The following is a 15,574-nucleotide window of genomic DNA, read 5'->3' on the forward strand; positions in this document are numbered from 1 at the left end:
CCTGAGCGGTCAGGGCGCGGGCGGCCCGGTGATGTAGGTGCCGTCGGCGCTGTAGGGCCAGCCGTTGGGGACGCAGCCGTGCAGTCCCTTGATCTGCTGCATCATCACCGGCGCGGGGTCGCCGGCGCCGGCGCAGGAGACGTGTCCGTGGTGCAGCGAGTGCCCGACCTCGTGGTTGATCGCCAGTGCGTGGTAGAGGTCGGGCTGCCCCTTGTAGTACTGGGTCAGGTCGATCCAGCGGGCGATGTTCTCGACCACCGTGTCGCCGTTGTTGCTGCAGTTCACCCCGCCCGGCGCGGACTCGCGTATGTCGAGGTGGATCAGCTGCTCGCAGAAGTGGTAGGTGGTGTTCGGCGAGGTCAGGTAGATGGTGAAGGCCACCGGCCCGGAGGACACCCGCTGGAAGGACCACAGGCCGCGGGCGCTCCAGCCGCGCTGGGTGTTGTCCAGGATGGCGTCCACCTGGGCGGCGAAGGCGGCCGGGGTCACCCCGAGCCCGTTCTCCACGGCGACCTTGTAGCGCTGCAGCGTCCCGGTGCCGAAGCGCTTGGTGCCGCCGGTGGCGTAGCTGTAGGTGCCCTTGGCGCTGTTCGGGTACGTGGTCGGAAAGGCGGCCGGGGTGGGCGGGGCCGAGTGCGAGGGGGTGGCCGGGGCCAGGGCCGCGCGGTCGGGGCCGGTGGAGGGCGTCGCGGCGGCCGTCGCGGTCGAGGCGCCGGTGCTGGCGGCGCCGGCCGTCGCGGTGGCCCGGGTGGCGTCGTGCAGCACATAACCGCCGAGGCCGAGGACGGCCACCAGGACCAGGGCGACCAGGACCAGCGTCTTGCCGCTCCCCCCGGACGGCTTCGCCCGGCGCCGCCGGGAGGAGCGCCCCTGCGCCCGTCTGCGCCCGCCGCCGGAAGCGCCGCCGGAAGCCCTGCCGGAAGCGCTGCGGGCGGGGGGACGGCGGCGGGCGCTGCGCGACATGACGGCGGAAGCTCTCTGTGTGGCAGGGGCCGCGGCGCGGGGGCACTACGGCGCTACGGAGAACAACACATCCGAGCGATCAGGATGGTTGCACACGTCCCAAAGGTTCGTCCTGTGCCACCGGATCCGATCGCGGTTCAGCGGTGCGAGATGTCTGGTTATCCCGTCTTGTCCCGGTCGGGTCGGTGAATTTTCAGGATTCCTGACCGAATTCTGGACAAGCTCTTCCGCAGAGCGGTGCTACATCACTAGCGTCCTCCCTCACCACACAACCGGCGGAAGGGGAACACGGGCCGTGACCGCCGAGACATCGCAGACCCTGGACCGCGGGGTGAAGGTCCTCAAACTGCTCGCCGACTCGGAGCGGGGCCTCACCGTCACCGAGCTCGCCGGGCGGTTGGAGGTCAACCGGACCGTCGTCTACCGGCTGCTGGCCACGCTGGAGCAGCACGGCCTGGTCCGCCGTGACATCGGCGGCCGGGTCCGGGTCGGCCTGGGCGTGCTGCGGCTGGCGCACCGGGTGCACCCGCTGCTGCGCGAGGCCGCGCTGCCCGCGCTGCGCAGCCTGGCCGAGGACCTGGGCGCCACCGCGCACCTGACCCTGGTGGACGGTGCCGACGCGCTGGTGGTGGCGGTGATAGAGCCCAGCTGGACCGACTTCCACGTCGCCTACCGCACCGGCCTCCGGCACCAGTTGGACGAGAACGCGGCCGGACGGGCGATCCTGGCCGCCCGTGCGCTGCCGTACGGGGCCCGCCCCGAGCCGCCGTTCGCGGCCACCGGGACCACCGAGGGCGGCCCGGAGGAGCGCTCGGGCGCCTGCGGGGCGGCGGCGGCGCTGCTGGGGCTGAGCGGGATCGAGGGCTGCGTGGGCGTGGTCATGCTGGGCGGGATGGTGCCGGAGCGGGTCGGCCCGCGGGTGGTCGAGGCCGCGACCGAGGTCGCCGAGGCGCTGCGCTGACAGCTGCGCCGGCAAGGGCCCCAGCGAGCCGATGACGGCGCTCGGCGGGCGGTGTGTTTTGATGCGCGGTGTGCCGTTCTCTCTGTCTGCGTCCGCCCTGTCGCGTCGTTCCGTGGTCCTGACGGTCTGCGCCGTCGTACTGCTGGGCCTGTTCGGGGCGGCGGGCTTCGCGCCGCTGCCGTTCACGATCATGTATCCGGGGATCACCGCGAACACCCTGGGCGCCTATCCGGACCCGCCGCAGGCGGGCGAGCGGTCCACGCAGGTCATCGCGATCACCGGGCATCCGGTCCGGCAGACCGTGGGCGCGCTGCGGATGACCACGATCTCGGCGACCGCGCCGCAGGACTCGATCAGCCTGCTGGACGCGTTCAGGGCCTGGCCGGCCAAGGACGAGGCGGTCGTGCCGCACGCCGCCGTCTACCCGGCCGGGCAGAACACCCAGCAGGTGGAGGCGACCAACCAGCAGGAGATGACCGACTCGCAGTCGGCGGCGACCTCGGCCGCGCTGGCCTACCTCCACCTGGACCCGTCCCAGGTGAAGGTCACCATCACCCTCGCCGACGTCGGCGGCCCCAGCGCGGGGCTGATGTTCACCCTGGGGATCATCGACGAACTGGCCGGCAACGGCAGCGGGAGGTCCGGCGCGGCCGGGGACCTGACCAATGGCGCCAATGTCGCCGGGACCGGGGAGATCAACGCCTCGGGCCAGGTGTCGCAGGTCGGCGGGGTGGCGCTGAAGACCAAGGCCGCCGCACGCGACGGCGCGACGGTGTTCCTGCTGCCGCGGGCCGAGTGCGGCAACGGCGAGACCGGGCTGCCGAAGGGGCTGCGGCTGGTCCCGGTGGAGACCCTGGACCAGGCGGTCGCGGCGCTGAAGTCGCTGCAGAGCGGCTCGGGAACCGTGCCCAGCTGCTGAACCGCCCGTCCCACAGCTCACTTCTTCGGGACCACGAAGCCCTTGTCGATCAGCCACTGCCGGGCCACCGCGCGCGGGTCCTGGCCGTCCACGTCGACCTTGCTGTTGAGCTGCTGGGCCACGGTGTTGTCGAGCTTCGCCGAGACCGGGTCCAGCAGCCCGGTGATGGCCGGGTGCTCCCGGACGGCCTTGCTGTAGAGCTCGGGGGCGGCGTCGTAGTTGGGGAAGAAGTGCTTGTCGTCGTCCAGCACCTGGAGCTTGAGCGCCGGGATCCGGCCGTCGGTGCTGTAGACGTCGCCGAGCAGGCAGGACTTTCCGGCGGACAGGGTGGTGTAGACGATCCCGGCGTCCATGGTCCTGATGTTGGACTTGGGGATGGACATCCCGTAGGCCTTCTCCATGCCGGTGAGCCCGTCGTCGCGGACGCCGAACTCGTTGTCGACGCACAGGGTGACCGCCGAGGGGTTCGACTTGGAGAGCGCGGCCACGTCGGAGAGGGTCTTGAGGTGGTACTTGGCGACGTTGGCGGCGTTGCCGCCCAGCGCGTAGGTGTCGTTCAGCCGTGACTGCGGCAGCCAGGTCAGCCCGTTCTTCAGGTCGGCGTCGTGGACGGCCTGCCACTGCCGCTGCGGGTCGGCGATGGGCTTGGTATTGCCCAGGTAGGTGATCCAGGCGGTGCCGGTGTACTCGTACATCCCGTCGGCGGTGCCGGAGACGATGGCCTGGCGGGCGCCGATGGAGCCGGAGATGTTGGTGCGGTCGACCACGGTGGCCCCGGCGGCGGTCCAGACCAGGCCCATCATCTCGGCCAGGATCACGTTCTCGGTGAAGTTCTTGGAGGCGATGGTGAGGGTGACGCCCTTCAGCGGCAGCCCCTTGCCGAGCGTGCCGGGGCCGAGGTCGGAGGGGATCACCGTGCCGCTGTGCAGCCCGCAGCCGGCCAGCGGGGCGGCGAGCAGCAGCAGGGCGCCGAGCGGGAGCAGCCGCCGGGTCACCGCCGCCCGCCGGGTCACTGCCGGACCTCCAGGCCGCGCGGGCTGAGCCTCAGCTCGGCCAGCGAGGCCAGCCAGTCCACCAGCAGGGCCAGACACACCGTCAGGATCGCGCCGACGACGAGCACCCTGGTGCGCTGGGTGGTGATCCCCGCGGTGATCAGGTTGCCCAGCCCGCCGCCCCCGGCGAAGGCCGCCAGGGTGCCGGTGCCGACGTTGAGGATCAGCGCGGTGCGCACCCCGGCCAGGATCAGCGGCACCGCCAGCGGGAGTTCCACCCGGCCGAGCACACCCAGCGGCGACATGCCGATGCCCCTGGCCGCGTCCAGCAGGGTGGGATCGATGGCCCGCAGCCCCGCCATCGTATTGCTGAGCACCGGCAGCACCGCGTAGGCGACCATGCCGATCAGGGCGGTGCGCGGACCGATGCCGAGCCAGATGGTGAGCAGCGCCAGCAGCCCGATCGCCGGGGTGGCCTGGCCCAGGTTGGCCAGCGCGACCGCGAAGGGGACGGCCCTGCGGGCGAACGTCCGGGTCAGCAGGATGCCTGCGGGCAGGGCGATGACCAGTACGAAGAAGGTCGACACCGCGGTCAGCTTGACCTGCTGCCAGAGGTAGAGCCGCACCTGGCCGCCGTCCAGGGAGTTGTGCTCGATGGAGTCCAGGTCGGCGTTGGTGATCCAGAGGTAGGTGCAGAGCAGCAGCACCGCCAGCACCACCGGGGTGACCAGCAGCTTTCGCACGGTGATCCGGCGCGGGCGGGCGGTGGCCGGGGGCGCTCCGGCGGTCGTGGTGCTGGTCCCGGTGCTCACAGGTGCTCGCCTCCGCCGGTGAAGCCCTCGAGTTCCTCGGCGACCCGGGAGTGCTGCTCCTCGCGGTGTTCCAGCGCGGTGAGCCGGTCCGCCTCCAGCAGCTCGTGCACCGAGTTCAGCAGGGTCTCCATGTCGACCACGCCGAGGTACTCGCCGCGCCGGCCGGTGACGGCGACCCGGCCGCCGCTGTCGGTCAGCACCGCCTCCAGCGCGTCGCGCAGCGTGGCGTCGCGGCTGACGGTGTGGTTGACCAGGGCGCCGGCCCGGGCCAGTGAGCCGCGGGCCCGCATCAGGTCGCCGCGCCGGAGCCACTTGTAGGGACGGCCGCGCCGGTCCAGCAGCAGGATCTCGTTGGCGCTGCCGCTGCGGAAGCGGTCGAACAGGTCCTGCAGCGGCTCGTCCACGGTGACCGAGGGGAAGTCGGCGATGCCGACGTCGCGGACCCGGGTCAGATTGAGCCGCTTGAGGGCGGCGCCGGCGCCGACGAAGCCGGAGACGAACTCGTCGGCCGGGTTGGTGAGGATGGCCTCGGGGGTGTCGAACTGGGCGATGTGGGACTGCTCGCGCAGTACCGCGATCCGGTCGCCGAGCTTGATCGCCTCGTCGAAGTCGTGGGTGACGAAGACGATGGTCTTGTGCAGCTCCTGCTGCAGCCGGATCAGCTCGTCCTGGAGGTGGTCCCGGGTGATCGGGTCGACCGCGCCGAAGGGCTCGTCCATCAGCAGCACCGGCGGGTCGGCGGCCAGGGCGCGGGCCACGCCGACCCGCTGCTGCTGGCCGCCGGACAGCATCCGCGGGTAGCGGTCGTGGAACTCGCGGGCGTCCAGGCCGACCAGGTCCAGCATCTCCTCGACCCGGTCCTTGATCCGCTGCTTGCCCCAGCCGAGCATCCGCGGCACCTGGGCGATGTTCTCGGCGACGGTGAGGTGCGGGAACAGTCCGGAGGACTGGATCGCGTAGCCGATCCGGCGGCGCAGCTTCACCGGGTCGATGTCGGTGACGTCCTCGCCGTCGATCCGGATCCGGCCGGAGCTGGGCTCGATCAGCCGGTTGATCATCCGCAGCGTGGTGCTCTTGCCGCAGCCGGACGGGCCGACCAGGATCACCGTCTCCCCGGCGGCGATGCTCATGCTGACCGAGTCGACCGAGGGGGTGGGGTTGCCCGGGTAGCGCTTGGTCAGGTTCTCCAGCTCGATGGTGGCGCCGGTGACCGGGGCGGTGTTGGTGATCGTCGGGGCGTTGTCGGTGGTGGCGTCAGACACGGATACCCGCCGATACGGTCAGGCGCCCCAGGAGCACCAGGGCGGCGTCGAACAGGAGGGCGAGCACGACGATGCCGAGCGTCCCGGCGAGCACCTCGTTGAGCGCGTTGGCGCTGCCGAGGCTGGCGATGCCGGCGAAGATCTCATTGCCGAGCCCGGGGCCCGAGGCGTAGGCGGCGATGGCGAGGATGCCCATGCTCATCTGGGTGGAGACCCGGATGCCGGCCAGGATGGTGGGCCAGGCGATCGGCAGCTCCACCCGGGCCAGCCGGGCCAGGCCGGTCATCCCGATCCCGCGCGCGGCGTCGACCAGCGCCGGGTCCACCCCGCGCAGTCCGACGATGGAGTTGCGGACGATCGGCAGCAGCGCGTACAGCACCAGGGCGGTCACGGTCGGCGGGACGCCGAGCCCGAGCAGCGGGATCAGCAGGCCGAGCAGGGCGTACGAGGGGATGGTGAGCACGGTGCCGGTGACCAGGGTGGCCAGCCGTCCGGCCCGTTCGCTGCGGTAGGTGAGGGCGCCGAGGCCGACCCCGAGCAGCACGGCGATCAGCATGCACTGGAACACCGCGCTGGCGTGCTGGTAGGTGTCGCTCAGCAGCTGCTGCTGACGGCTGCTGACGTAGTCCCAGAAACCCACGGTCCGTCAGCACTCCCTGCGTCGTCAGGTCATTGGTCCCCGGCGGCCTGCTGCACCAGGGGGAGAGTTCGGTACGGCACCGGGTTCTCCAGGGCGATGGCGGTCGAAGCCCGCACGATCCCATCAAAACCCACAACCCGGTCGATCACCCGCTGGAGATCGCTGTTGGAGCGGGCGACGATCCGGCAGAGCATGTCCCCCTGCCCGGTGATGGTGTGCAGTTCCAGCACCTCGGGGACCGAGGCCAGGTGCGCCCGTACGTCGCTGCCCTGGCCCTGGGAGATCTCCAGGGTCGCGAAGGCGGTCACCGGGTAGCCGAGCCCGGCCGGGTCCAGCTGCGGGGCGAAGCCGCGGATCACCCCGTTGGCCCGCAGCCGATCGAGGCGGGCCTGGACCGTCCCGCGGGCGACGCCGAGCCGGCGGGAGCACTCCAGGACGCCGGGGCGGGGGTCCTCGGCCAGCAGGGTGAGCAGCGAGCAGTCCAGCGGGTCGATGCCGGGCACGGGTCCTCCTCGGTGGACATTTTGTCCAGCCATACTCGACTCCGGCTGGTCCGGCTGTACAGCCTGTGCAGCGATTATCCGACCAGTTGCGCAGCAGGGCGATCGGAGCGACGGTACCCGCAACACCACTTCACACCCTCGGAGGCCGTCATGGGTGACCTGTTCCCGGTCAAGGGCATGGACGCGATCGTCTTCGCCGTCGGCAACGCCAAGCAGGCCGCGCACTACTACTCGACCGCCTTCGGCATGCGCCTGGTCGCCTACGCGGGGCCGGAGACGGGGGAGCGGGAGACCGCCTCGTACGTGCTGGAGTCGGGCAGCGCCCGGTTCGTCTTCACCTCCGTGGTCAAGCCGAGCACCGAGCACGGCGCCTTCCTCGGGCAGCATGTCGCCGCGCACGGCGACGGCGTGATCGACCTGGCCATCGAGGTCCCCGACGCCTACGCGGCGCACGCCTACGCGGTGGAGCACGGCGCCACCAGCCTGGCCGAGCCGTACGAGCTGAAGGACGAGCACGGCACGGTGGTGCTCGCGGCCATCGCCACCTACGGCGAGACCCGGCACACCCTGGTGGACCGCAGCGGCTACGACGGCCCCTACCTGCCCGGGTACGTCGCCCGGACGCCCTTCGTGGAGCCGCCGCAGCGCCGGTTCTTCCAGGCGGTGGACCACTGCGTGGGCAATGTGGAGCTGGGGCAGATGGACACCTGGGTGGCCTTCTACAACCGGGTCATGGGCTTCACCAACATGAAGGAGTTCGTCGGCGACGACATCGCCACCGAGTACTCGGCGCTGATGTCCAAGGTGGTCGCGGACGGCCACCGCAAGGTGAAGTTCCCGCTGAACGAGCCGGCCGTGGCGAAGAAGAAGTCGCAGATCGACGAGTACCTGGAGTTCTACGGCGGCCCCGGCGTCCAGCACCTGGCGCTGGCGACCAATGACATCGCCGCCAGCGTCCGGGCGATGTCCGCCGCCGGCGTGGAGTTCCTGGACACCCCCGACTCCTACTACGACACCCTCGGCGAGTGGGCCGGCGAGACCCGGCTGCCGCTGGAGGAGATGCGCGAGCTGAAGATCCTGGCCGACCGCGACGAGGACGGCTACCTGCTGCAGATCTTCACCAAGCCGGTGCAGGACCGGCCCACGGTGTTCTTCGAGCTGATCGAGCGTCATGGCTCGATGGGCTTCGGCAAGGGCAACTTCAAGGCGCTGTTCGAGGCGATCGAGCGGGAGCAGGAGCTTCGCGGCAATCTCTGACGCTTCGCCGTGCGGTGACTGCCCGTCAGTTCTAGTCTGGGCAGATGATCACACGTCGCCTTCTCGCCCTCGCCGCGACTCCCGTACTCGCCGCCCTCCTGGTTGGTGCCACCCAGGGGGGCGGCGGCACGCCCGGTTCGGCCACCGCCGGTGACCCGTACTTCCCGCTGTCCGGGGACGGCGGCTACCACGTGGTCCACTACGGGCTCAGCATGGGCTACACCCCGGCCACCCGGACCCTGGCCGCGACCGCCACGCTGAGCTCCACCGCCACCCAGGACCTCAGCTCCTTCGACCTGGACCTCTCCGGACTGACCGTCAGCAGCGTGCTGGTGGACGGCTCCAGGGCGCAGTTCAGCCGCACCGGGGTGAAGCTGCAGGTCACCCCGGCGCGTCCGCTGCTCGCCGGGGAGTCCTTCCGCACCACGGTCACCTACGCCGGGGTCCCGGCGAAGGTGACCGACCCGGACGGCTCGGCCGACGGCTGGATCACCGAGGCCGACGGCTCCTCCTTCGTCGCCGGGGAGCCGCAGGGGGCGATGACCTGGTTCCCCTGCAACGGCCACCCGCTCGACAAGTCGACCTACGACATCGCGGTCGCCGTCCCCAACGGCTGGACCGCGGTCTCCAACGGACGCCTCGTCAGCCAGCGCACGGAGGGCGCCAAGACCGTCTTCGCCTGGCACGAGAGCCGGCCGATGGCGGCCTACCTGGCCACCGCCAGCGTCGCGAAGTTCCAGGTCAGCCAGTCCTGGACGGCCGCCGGGCTGCCCGTCTACAGCGCCGTCGACCCGCGCGAGGCCAAGGCCGCCGGGCCGGTGCTGGACCAGCTGCCGGCCGTGATCACCTGGGAGAGCAGCCTCTTCGGCCGCTACCCCTTCGACTCGGCCGGGGCCATCGTCGAGCACGCCCACGACGTCGACTACGCGCTGGAGACGCAGAGCCGGCCGATCTACGACCGCGCGCCGGACATCGACACCCTGGTGCACGAGACCGCGCACCAGTGGTTCGGCGACTCGGTCACCCTGGGGAGCTGGAAGGACATCTGGCTGAACGAGGGCTTCGCCACCTACACCGAGTGGCTCTGGGACGCCAAGCACGGCGGCCCCAGCACCGCCAAGCGGCTGGCCGCCGACTACGCCCTCCCGGCGGGCGACGACCTCTGGTCCTTCCCGGCCGGCGACCCCGGCAACGGCGGCAACCTCTTCGGCACCCCGCCGTACGAGCGCGGCGCGATGGTGCTGGAGAAGCTCCGCGAGACCGTCGGCGACCAGGCGTTCTTCTCGATCCTGAAGACCTGGGCCACCGACCACCGCTACGGTCACGGCGACACCGCGCAGTTCATCGCGCTGAGCAAGAAGCTGGCCGGGAAGAACAGCGGCACCCTGGACGCGCTGTTCGCGACGTGGCTGTATGGCAAGGGCAAGCCGGCACAGCTGTAGCAAGGGGAGAACACATGAGCGACCTGGTCGACCTGCTTCGGGAAGGGCTGCCGGAGGCGGCCGTCGTCGTCGACCCCGATGTCACCGCCGCCTACCGGCAGGACATGGCGGGGTTCTGCGAGAGCGGGGCGCCGGCCGTGCTGGTGTTCCCGGACACGGTCGAGCAGGTCCGGCACGTACTGCGCAGCGCCACCGCGCTGCGGGTCCCGGTGGTGCCGCAGGGGGCGCGGACCGGGCTCTCCGGAGGGGCCAACGCGGTGGACGGGTGCATCCTGCTGTCGCTGGTGCGGATGAACCGGATCCTGGAGATCGACCCGGTGAACCGGATCGCGGTGGTCGAGCCGGGGGTGGTCAACGCCGAGCTGTCCCGGGCGGCGGGGGCGCACGGCCTGACCTACCCGCCGGACCCGTCCAGCTGGGAGAGCTGCACCATCGGCGGCAACATCGGCACCGCCTCCGGCGGGCTGTGCTGCGTCAAGTACGGCACCACCAGCGAGTACGTGCTCGGCCTGGACGTGGTGCTGGCGGACGGCGAGCTGCTGCGGACCGGGCGGCGCACCGCCAAGGGCGTGGCCGGCTACGACCTCACCCGGCTGCTGGTCGGCTCCGAGGGCACCCTCGGCGTGGTGGTCGGGGCGACACTGGCGCTGCGGCCCACCCCGCCGCCGCAGCTGGCGCTGGCGGCGGAGTTCCCCAGCACCGAAGCCGCCTGCGCGGCGGTGTGCGCGGTGATGGAGGCCGGCTACACCCCCTCGCTGATGGAGCTGATGGACACGGTCTCGGTACGGGCCGTCAACGCGCTGGCCCAGATGGGACTGCCGGACTCCACCGCGGCGCTGCTGCTGATCGCCTTCGACACCCTTGACCCGGTCGCCGACCTGGCCGCGGCCGGTGAGATCTGCACCGCGCACGGGGCCACCGAGGTGGTCCCCGCCGCCGACAGCGCCGAGTCCGAGCTGCTGCTGCAGGCCCGTCGGCTCTCGCTGACCGCGATGGACCGGCTCGGCACCACCATGGTCGACGACGTGGCGGTACCCCGCTCCGCGCTGGCCGCGATGATCTCCGGGGTGGCCGAGATCGCCGAGCGCTTCGACCTGACCATCGGCGTGGTCGCCCACGCCGGGGACGGCAACACCCACCCGGTGGTGGTCTTCGACGCCGACGACCCGGACGAGACCGCCCGGGCCCGGGAGTCCTTCGACGCGATCATGGCGCTGGGCCTGGACCTCGGCGGCACCATCACCGGCGAGCACGGCGTGGGGCTGCTGAAGCGCGACTGGCTGGCCCGCGAGCTGGGCCCGGTCGGCCTGGAGCTGCAGCGCCGGGTCAAGGCCGCCTTCGACCCGCTGGGCCTGCTCAACCCGGGCAAGGTGCTGTAGCGGTTCGGGCAGACCCTAGTCCTGGACCATCGGGGGGTGGCCGTTCCAGGTCATGTAGAAGACCGTGTCGGTGCCGCCGCGGACGAAGTCGACCCGGAACCAGTCCGGCGCGGAGGTCCAGGTCTGCACCGACCAGCCGGGGTTCGGGGTCGCCGTGATCAGCTTCGCCGAGCTGGGGCCCACAGCGACCACGATGATCCCGCCGGGCCGGGTGTAGCTGACGACCTGTTCGGTGGGGGAGGCGGTCGGCGACGGGGGCGCGGAGGACGGACGGTGCGCCGGCGCGGTCCCGGCCGTGCCCGCCGCCCCGGCACCGGTGCTGGTACTGGGCGAGGGGGTGGCCGAGGGGGTCTGCGCCGGGGTGCCGATCGCGGCCGGCGGCGGGGGCGGCACGGGCGAGGCCACCGGCGCGTTCAGCGCCACCACCAGCGGCCGGGGCTGGACCGCGGACGAGTCCGCCAGCACGCTGTGCACGCCGAACCAGGACACCGACACCGCCGCCGCGGTCGCCCCTGCCCACGCCCCTGCCCGGATCAGTCCTCTGCGCACCCGCAACAGTATGTACGACTGCCCCTCCCAGAAGATCATCCCAATGGGCTACCTTCAGTGTTCATGGCAACGGTCCTGGTGGTCGAGGACGACCCATTCGTACGATCAGCCCTCATCCGGCACCTCTCCGGGGCGGGACACGCGGTCCGCAGCGTCGGCACCGCGCTCGAAGCGCTGCGCGAGGTCGCCCAGGTGGGCTGCGACGTGGTGATCCTCGACCTCGGCCTGCCGGACCTGGACGGCAGCGAGGCGCTGAAGATGATCCGCGGCCTCACCGACGTCCCGGTGATCATCTCCACGGCCCGGGACGACGAGTCCGAGATCATCAGGCTGCTCAACGCCGGGGCCGACGACTACCTGGTCAAGCCCTTCTCCGGGGAGCACCTCAGCGCCCGGATGGCCGCCGTGCTGCGCCGCTCCGGCGCCGCACCCGGCACCGGGCAGCACCTCCAGGTGGGCGGGATCCGGATCGACCTGCAGCGCCGCCAGGTGGTCCTGGACGGCACCGAGCTCGACCTCACCCGGCGCGAGTTCGACCTGCTGGCCTTCCTCGCCGCCCGCCCGGGCGTGGTCGTCTCCCGGCGCGAGCTGCTGGCCGAGGTCTGGCGGCAGCCCTACGGCACCGACCAGACCATCGACGTGCACCTGTCCTGGCTGCGCCGCAAGCTCGGCGAGACCGCGTCCAAGCCGCGCTACCTGCACACCGTGCGCGGGGTCGGCGTACGCCTGGACCCGCCGGCGGCGGAGCCCCCCGCGGGGGAGCACGCGCCGTGAGATGGGCCCTGGTGAAGGTCTCGGTCGCGGTCACCACCATGGTCGCGCTGGCGTTCCTGATCCCGCTCGGACTGATGGTCAGGGAGACCGCCAGGGACCGCGCCTTCACCGTCGCCGAACGCCAGGCCGGAGAGCTCGGGCCGGCCCTGGCCATCACCACCGACCAGCAGTCGCTGCAGCGCGCCCTGGCCAGCACCCAGGCCTGGGCCGCCGGGCAGATCGCGGTGCACCTGCCGATCAACGGCGGCCCGTTCCTGACCACCATCGGCCGCTCCCGGGCCACCGACACCGAGATCCGCACCGTCGAGACCGACGGGGCCGCCGCGAGCACCACCGTCCCCGGCGGCTACGCCTACCTGTCCCCGGTCGCGGTCGGCAGCGGCGGCATCGCGGTGGTCGAGGTCTTCGTCCCGGACGCCGCGCTCAGCGACGGAGTGCTCTCGGCCTGGCTGGTGCTGACCGGGGTGGCCGTGGTGCTGGTGCTGATCTCGGTGCTGGTCGCCGACCGGCTGGGCACCCGGATCGTCGGCTCGGCCCGCCGCCTCGCCGCGGGGGCGCGTGCCCTCGGCGCCGGCGACCTGGCGGTCCGGGTCCCGCAGGCCGACGACTCGCCGCCGGAACTGCGCGAGGCCGCGGTCGCCTTCAACGCCATGGCCGACCGGGTGGTCCAACTGGTCGCGGACGAGCGCGAGCTCGCCGCCGACCTGTCGCACCGGCTGCGGACCCCGCTGACCGTGCTGCGGCTCAACGCCGCCGCGCTCGGCACCGGGGACGCCGCCGAGCAGACCAGGCACGCCGTCGACCAGCTGGAACGCGAGGTCGACCGGATCATCAGCACCGCGCGGGCCCGCGGGTCCGGCGGCCTGGTCGGTGCGGACGGCGACGCCGTGCCCGAACCGCTGTCCTGCGACGCGGCCGAGGTGATCCGGGACCGGGTGGCCTTCTGGTCCGCGCTGGCCGAGGACGAGGGCCGGGACTGGCAGCTCGCCGGGGCCGAGGACCCGGTCCCGGTGGCGGTGCCGGCCGCCGACCTGGGCGCCGCGCTGGACTCGCTGCTCGGCAATGTCTTCCGGCACACCCCCGAGGGCACCGCCTTCGCGGTGGACGTGCACCGCGAACCCGACGCCGTCTACATCCTGGTCTCGGACGCCGGACCCGGTATCGCCGACGCGGACGCCGCGCTGCGCCGGGGCCACGGCCACGGCGGGGCCGGCTCCACCGGCCTCGGCCTCGACATCGCCCGCCGGGTCGCCGAGTCCACCGGCGGCGGGGTGACCGTCGGCTGGTCGGTGCTGGGCGGCACCGAGATCCGGATCATGCTGCGGACCGCGGCCGGGGAACCGTCCCCCGGTCCGTCGGCGGACGGGCTGCCGGACCAGGCCGGGCGCTCGCGCAGGCGCGGGAACGGGCGGATCCGGGTCAGGGTGGTCCGCTGACGGCCCGTCGGACCGGCCCTGATGGCGCCGGCAGCTTAACGGCGCCCTAAGCGGGCGCTACGGCTGTATGAGCAGGTGTTGCCGCAGTGGGCAGGAAGATGAACCAGCGGTAGCGTCGGCGGCGGCCGGGTCGATCCCCCACACGACCCGGCCTTTGCTCCGAACAGGTGAAACAAGCAACGGGCAGGCCGCCAGGAACCAAGCTGGCGGCCTGCCCGTCCCAGTTTGGGGCAGGGGGTCAGGCGGTGCGCCGGGGGGCGGCGTGACAATCTGGTACGCCGGTGACCGGCCGGCGGCGGATCCGTCAGGGTTGCGCAGAATCGGCGAAGAGGAGTGCTGCGTGACGAGTCTCGGATGGAACGCCGAGGATGCTGCGGGGAAGAACGGCGAGGCCAGAGCCTTCGGCTCGGGGGCGGTCGCGGCGGTCGCCGACCTCCGGCGGGCGCTGCGGGAGGCACCGCGCCGGTCCACCCTGACGGCGTTCTGGGTGGGTCTGGGCTCGCTGGTCGCCTATCTGCTGGTCCGGCACCTGATCGGGGTGTCCATGGTCGACATGCTGGTCTACCGCGCCGAGGGCTCGGCCGTCGCGACCCACGGCGACCTCTACGGGGTCCAGGTCACCCAGTGGCAGCTCTACGCCACCTACCCGCCGTTCGCCGCGATGATGTTCACCCCGACCGCGTGGCTGCCGGTCGGCCTGCTCCGGGTGCTGGTCTCCGGCGGCAACCTGGTGCTCCTGGGCACCCTCGCCCACCTCGGCGCCAAGCTGGCGGGCTGGCCGCGCCGGAGCATGCGGCCCGCGCTGGTGTTCCTCGCGGTCGGGCTCGGCGTCTGGCTCGAACCGGTGTTCACCACCCTGCGCTACGGGCAGATCAACCTCTTCATCGACTGCCTGGTGCTCTACGACCTGACCCGCCCGGACAGCAGGCGCGGCAAGGGGATCGCCATCGGACTCGCCACCGCGATCAAACTGACGCCCGGTCTGTTCGCCGTCTACCTGCTGCTCAGCGGCCGGACCAGGGCGGCCTTCACGGCCGGCGCCACCTGCCTGGCCACCATGCTGCTCGGCACGCTGGCGATGCCCGACGCGTCCAGGTCCTTCTGGACCAGCTATGTGTTCGACGCCGGCCGGGTCGGCAAGGAGTACATCGTCGACAACCAGTCGCTGCGCGGCCTGGTCGAACGGGCCCTGCACACACCGCAGCCCGGCGCGGTCGCGCTGCTGGCCACCGCCCTGGTGGGGGTCGCCGGGCTGGCGCTGGCGGTCGGCATCCACCGCAACGCCGAGGGCTTCCCCCGGGCCCGGGCCTGGTCGGTACTGTGCGTCGCGATCACCGGGGTGCTGGTCTCGCCGATCAGCTGGACCCACCACTGGGTCTGGTGCGTGCCGCTGCTGGTGCTGCTCGCCGCCGAGGCGGCCGAGGAGCGGGCCCGGGCCCGCAGCCTGGGCGGATCCGTGCGGCGCCCGTGGCGGGCGGTCTTCCTGGCGACGGGCGCGGCCTTCTGCTCGTACGCGATGTGGCTGGTCCCGCACCACGGTCTTGGCAATCTGCGCATCCCCTACCTGCTGCAGCCCTTCGCGGCGATCTACCCGCTGGTCGGGCTGGCCTTCCTGGGCCTCGCGGCGGAACGGCTGCGACGCCACCTCAAGCGCCGCAGGCGGCGGACGGCGGCGGCGCTGGCCG

Annotated in this window: 14 protein-coding genes and 1 pseudogene; 8 read left to right on the forward strand and 7 right to left on the reverse strand. The window is 72.2% G+C overall.

The annotated features are described in order from the left end of the window. Positions 1-9 precede the first annotated feature (9 nt). The gene (locus ACEZDG_RS29345; protein ID WP_380515133.1) at positions 10-963 is read right to left on the reverse strand and encodes a DUF3152 domain-containing protein; all 954 of its coding nucleotides are present in this window, start codon (positions 961-963) and stop codon (positions 10-12) included. Between the two features lie 295 nt (positions 964-1,258). Here ACEZDG_RS29345 and ACEZDG_RS29350 point away from each other — a divergent pair, with 295 nt between their 5' ends. Continuing rightward, a complete protein-coding gene (locus ACEZDG_RS29350) occupies positions 1,259-1,924 on the forward strand; it encodes an IclR family transcriptional regulator (protein ID WP_380515135.1) in 666 nt (221 codons plus the stop codon). Between the two features lie 61 nt (positions 1,925-1,985). Continuing rightward, positions 1,986-2,843: a S16 family serine protease gene (locus ACEZDG_RS29355; protein ID WP_380515138.1), complete on the forward strand. Its 858-nt coding sequence runs from the start codon at positions 1,986-1,988 to the stop codon at positions 2,841-2,843. Positions 2,844-2,860: 17 nt separating this feature from the next. On the opposite strand, the gene ACEZDG_RS29360 is transcribed toward ACEZDG_RS29355, so the two are convergent. The 5 genes from ACEZDG_RS29360 to ACEZDG_RS29380 are packed head-to-tail and all read right to left on the reverse strand — an operon-like array spanning position 2,861 to position 7,052. Next, positions 2,861-3,856 carry a glycine betaine ABC transporter substrate-binding protein gene (locus ACEZDG_RS29360; protein ID WP_380515141.1) on the reverse strand — a complete coding sequence of 332 codons (996 nt, stop codon included), beginning with the start codon at positions 3,854-3,856 and terminating at the stop codon, positions 2,861-2,863. Further along, positions 3,853-4,647 carry an ABC transporter permease gene (locus tag ACEZDG_RS29365; protein WP_380515144.1) on the reverse strand — a complete coding sequence of 265 codons (795 nt, stop codon included), beginning with the start codon at positions 4,645-4,647 and terminating at the stop codon, positions 3,853-3,855. The genes ACEZDG_RS29360 and ACEZDG_RS29365 overlap by 4 nt, the downstream gene beginning before the upstream one ends. After that, complete coding sequence (locus tag ACEZDG_RS29370) at positions 4,644-5,909, reverse strand: betaine/proline/choline family ABC transporter ATP-binding protein (protein ID WP_380515147.1); 1,266 nt, start codon at positions 5,907-5,909, stop codon at positions 4,644-4,646. Before ACEZDG_RS29370 ends, ACEZDG_RS29365 begins: the two co-directional genes overlap by 4 nt. After that, positions 5,902-6,549, reverse strand: a complete 648-nt coding sequence (locus ACEZDG_RS29375) for an ABC transporter permease (RefSeq protein WP_380515150.1) — start codon at positions 6,547-6,549, stop codon at positions 5,902-5,904. The genes ACEZDG_RS29370 and ACEZDG_RS29375 overlap by 8 nt, the downstream gene beginning before the upstream one ends. Before the next feature lie 29 nt (positions 6,550-6,578). After that, positions 6,579-7,052 (reverse strand): Lrp/AsnC family transcriptional regulator, encoded by a 474-nt coding sequence (locus ACEZDG_RS29380; RefSeq protein ID WP_380515153.1) that lies wholly within the window; start codon positions 7,050-7,052, stop codon positions 6,579-6,581. A 150-nt stretch (positions 7,053-7,202) separates the two neighbouring features. On the opposite strand from ACEZDG_RS29380, the gene hppD reads away from it, so the two are divergent. From hppD to ACEZDG_RS29395, 3 genes are read left to right on the forward strand one after another with little or no spacing between them, the layout of a single operon-like run. Then, positions 7,203-8,309 (forward strand): 4-hydroxyphenylpyruvate dioxygenase, encoded by a 1,107-nt coding sequence (gene hppD / locus ACEZDG_RS29385; protein WP_380515156.1) that lies wholly within the window; start codon positions 7,203-7,205, stop codon positions 8,307-8,309. A gap of 44 nt (positions 8,310-8,353) precedes the next feature. Next, complete coding sequence (locus ACEZDG_RS29390) at positions 8,354-9,751, forward strand: M1 family metallopeptidase (RefSeq protein WP_380515159.1); 1,398 nt, start codon at positions 8,354-8,356, stop codon at positions 9,749-9,751. Between the two features lie 14 nt (positions 9,752-9,765). Beyond that, positions 9,766-11,130, forward strand: coding sequence for an FAD-binding oxidoreductase (locus ACEZDG_RS29395; RefSeq protein WP_380515162.1), 1,365 nt, complete (start codon positions 9,766-9,768; stop codon positions 11,128-11,130). A gap of 15 nt (positions 11,131-11,145) precedes the next feature. On the opposite strand, the gene ACEZDG_RS29400 is transcribed toward ACEZDG_RS29395, so the two are convergent. Continuing rightward, a complete protein-coding gene (locus ACEZDG_RS29400; protein WP_380515165.1) occupies positions 11,146-11,679 on the reverse strand; it encodes a hypothetical protein in 534 nt (177 codons plus the stop codon). A 63-nt stretch (positions 11,680-11,742) separates the two neighbouring features. Here ACEZDG_RS29400 and ACEZDG_RS29405 point away from each other — a divergent pair, with 63 nt between their 5' ends. The 3 genes and pseudogenes from ACEZDG_RS29405 to ACEZDG_RS29415 form a co-directional block, all read left to right on the forward strand. Further along, positions 11,743-12,453 (forward strand): response regulator transcription factor, encoded by a 711-nt coding sequence (locus tag ACEZDG_RS29405; protein ID WP_380515167.1) that lies wholly within the window; start codon positions 11,743-11,745, stop codon positions 12,451-12,453. Then, positions 12,450-13,889, forward strand: coding sequence for a sensor histidine kinase (locus ACEZDG_RS29410; protein ID WP_380515169.1), 1,440 nt, complete (start codon positions 12,450-12,452; stop codon positions 13,887-13,889). The genes ACEZDG_RS29405 and ACEZDG_RS29410 overlap by 4 nt, the downstream gene beginning before the upstream one ends. A 664-nt stretch (positions 13,890-14,553) precedes the next feature. Next, a pseudogene (locus ACEZDG_RS29415) lies at positions 14,554-15,183 on the forward strand (glycosyltransferase 87 family protein); the annotation flags it as partial. Positions 15,184-15,574: the final 391 nt, after the last annotated feature.

The organism is Streptacidiphilus alkalitolerans, assembly GCF_042511045.1.
Lineage (GTDB): Bacteria > Actinomycetota > Actinomycetes > Streptomycetales > Streptomycetaceae > Streptacidiphilus > Streptacidiphilus alkalitolerans.

What these genes read in the sequence shown, in the direction of transcription:
- ACEZDG_RS29345 (WP_380515133.1), bottom strand. Translation starts at nt 963, where the DNA reads ATGTCGCGCAGCGCCCGCCGCCGTCCCCCCGCCCGCAGCGCTTCCGGC.
- ACEZDG_RS29355 (WP_380515138.1), top strand. Translation starts at nt 1,986, where the DNA reads ATGCGCGGTGTGCCGTTCTCTCTGTCTGCGTCCGCCCTGTCGCGTCGT.
- hppD (WP_380515156.1), top strand. Translation starts at nt 7,203, where the DNA reads ATGGGTGACCTGTTCCCGGTCAAGGGCATGGACGCGATCGTCTTCGCC.
- ACEZDG_RS29390 (WP_380515159.1), top strand. Translation starts at nt 8,354, where the DNA reads ATGATCACACGTCGCCTTCTCGCCCTCGCCGCGACTCCCGTACTCGCC.
- ACEZDG_RS29395 (WP_380515162.1), top strand. Translation starts at nt 9,766, where the DNA reads ATGAGCGACCTGGTCGACCTGCTTCGGGAAGGGCTGCCGGAGGCGGCC.
- ACEZDG_RS29405 (WP_380515167.1), top strand. Translation starts at nt 11,743, where the DNA reads ATGGCAACGGTCCTGGTGGTCGAGGACGACCCATTCGTACGATCAGCC.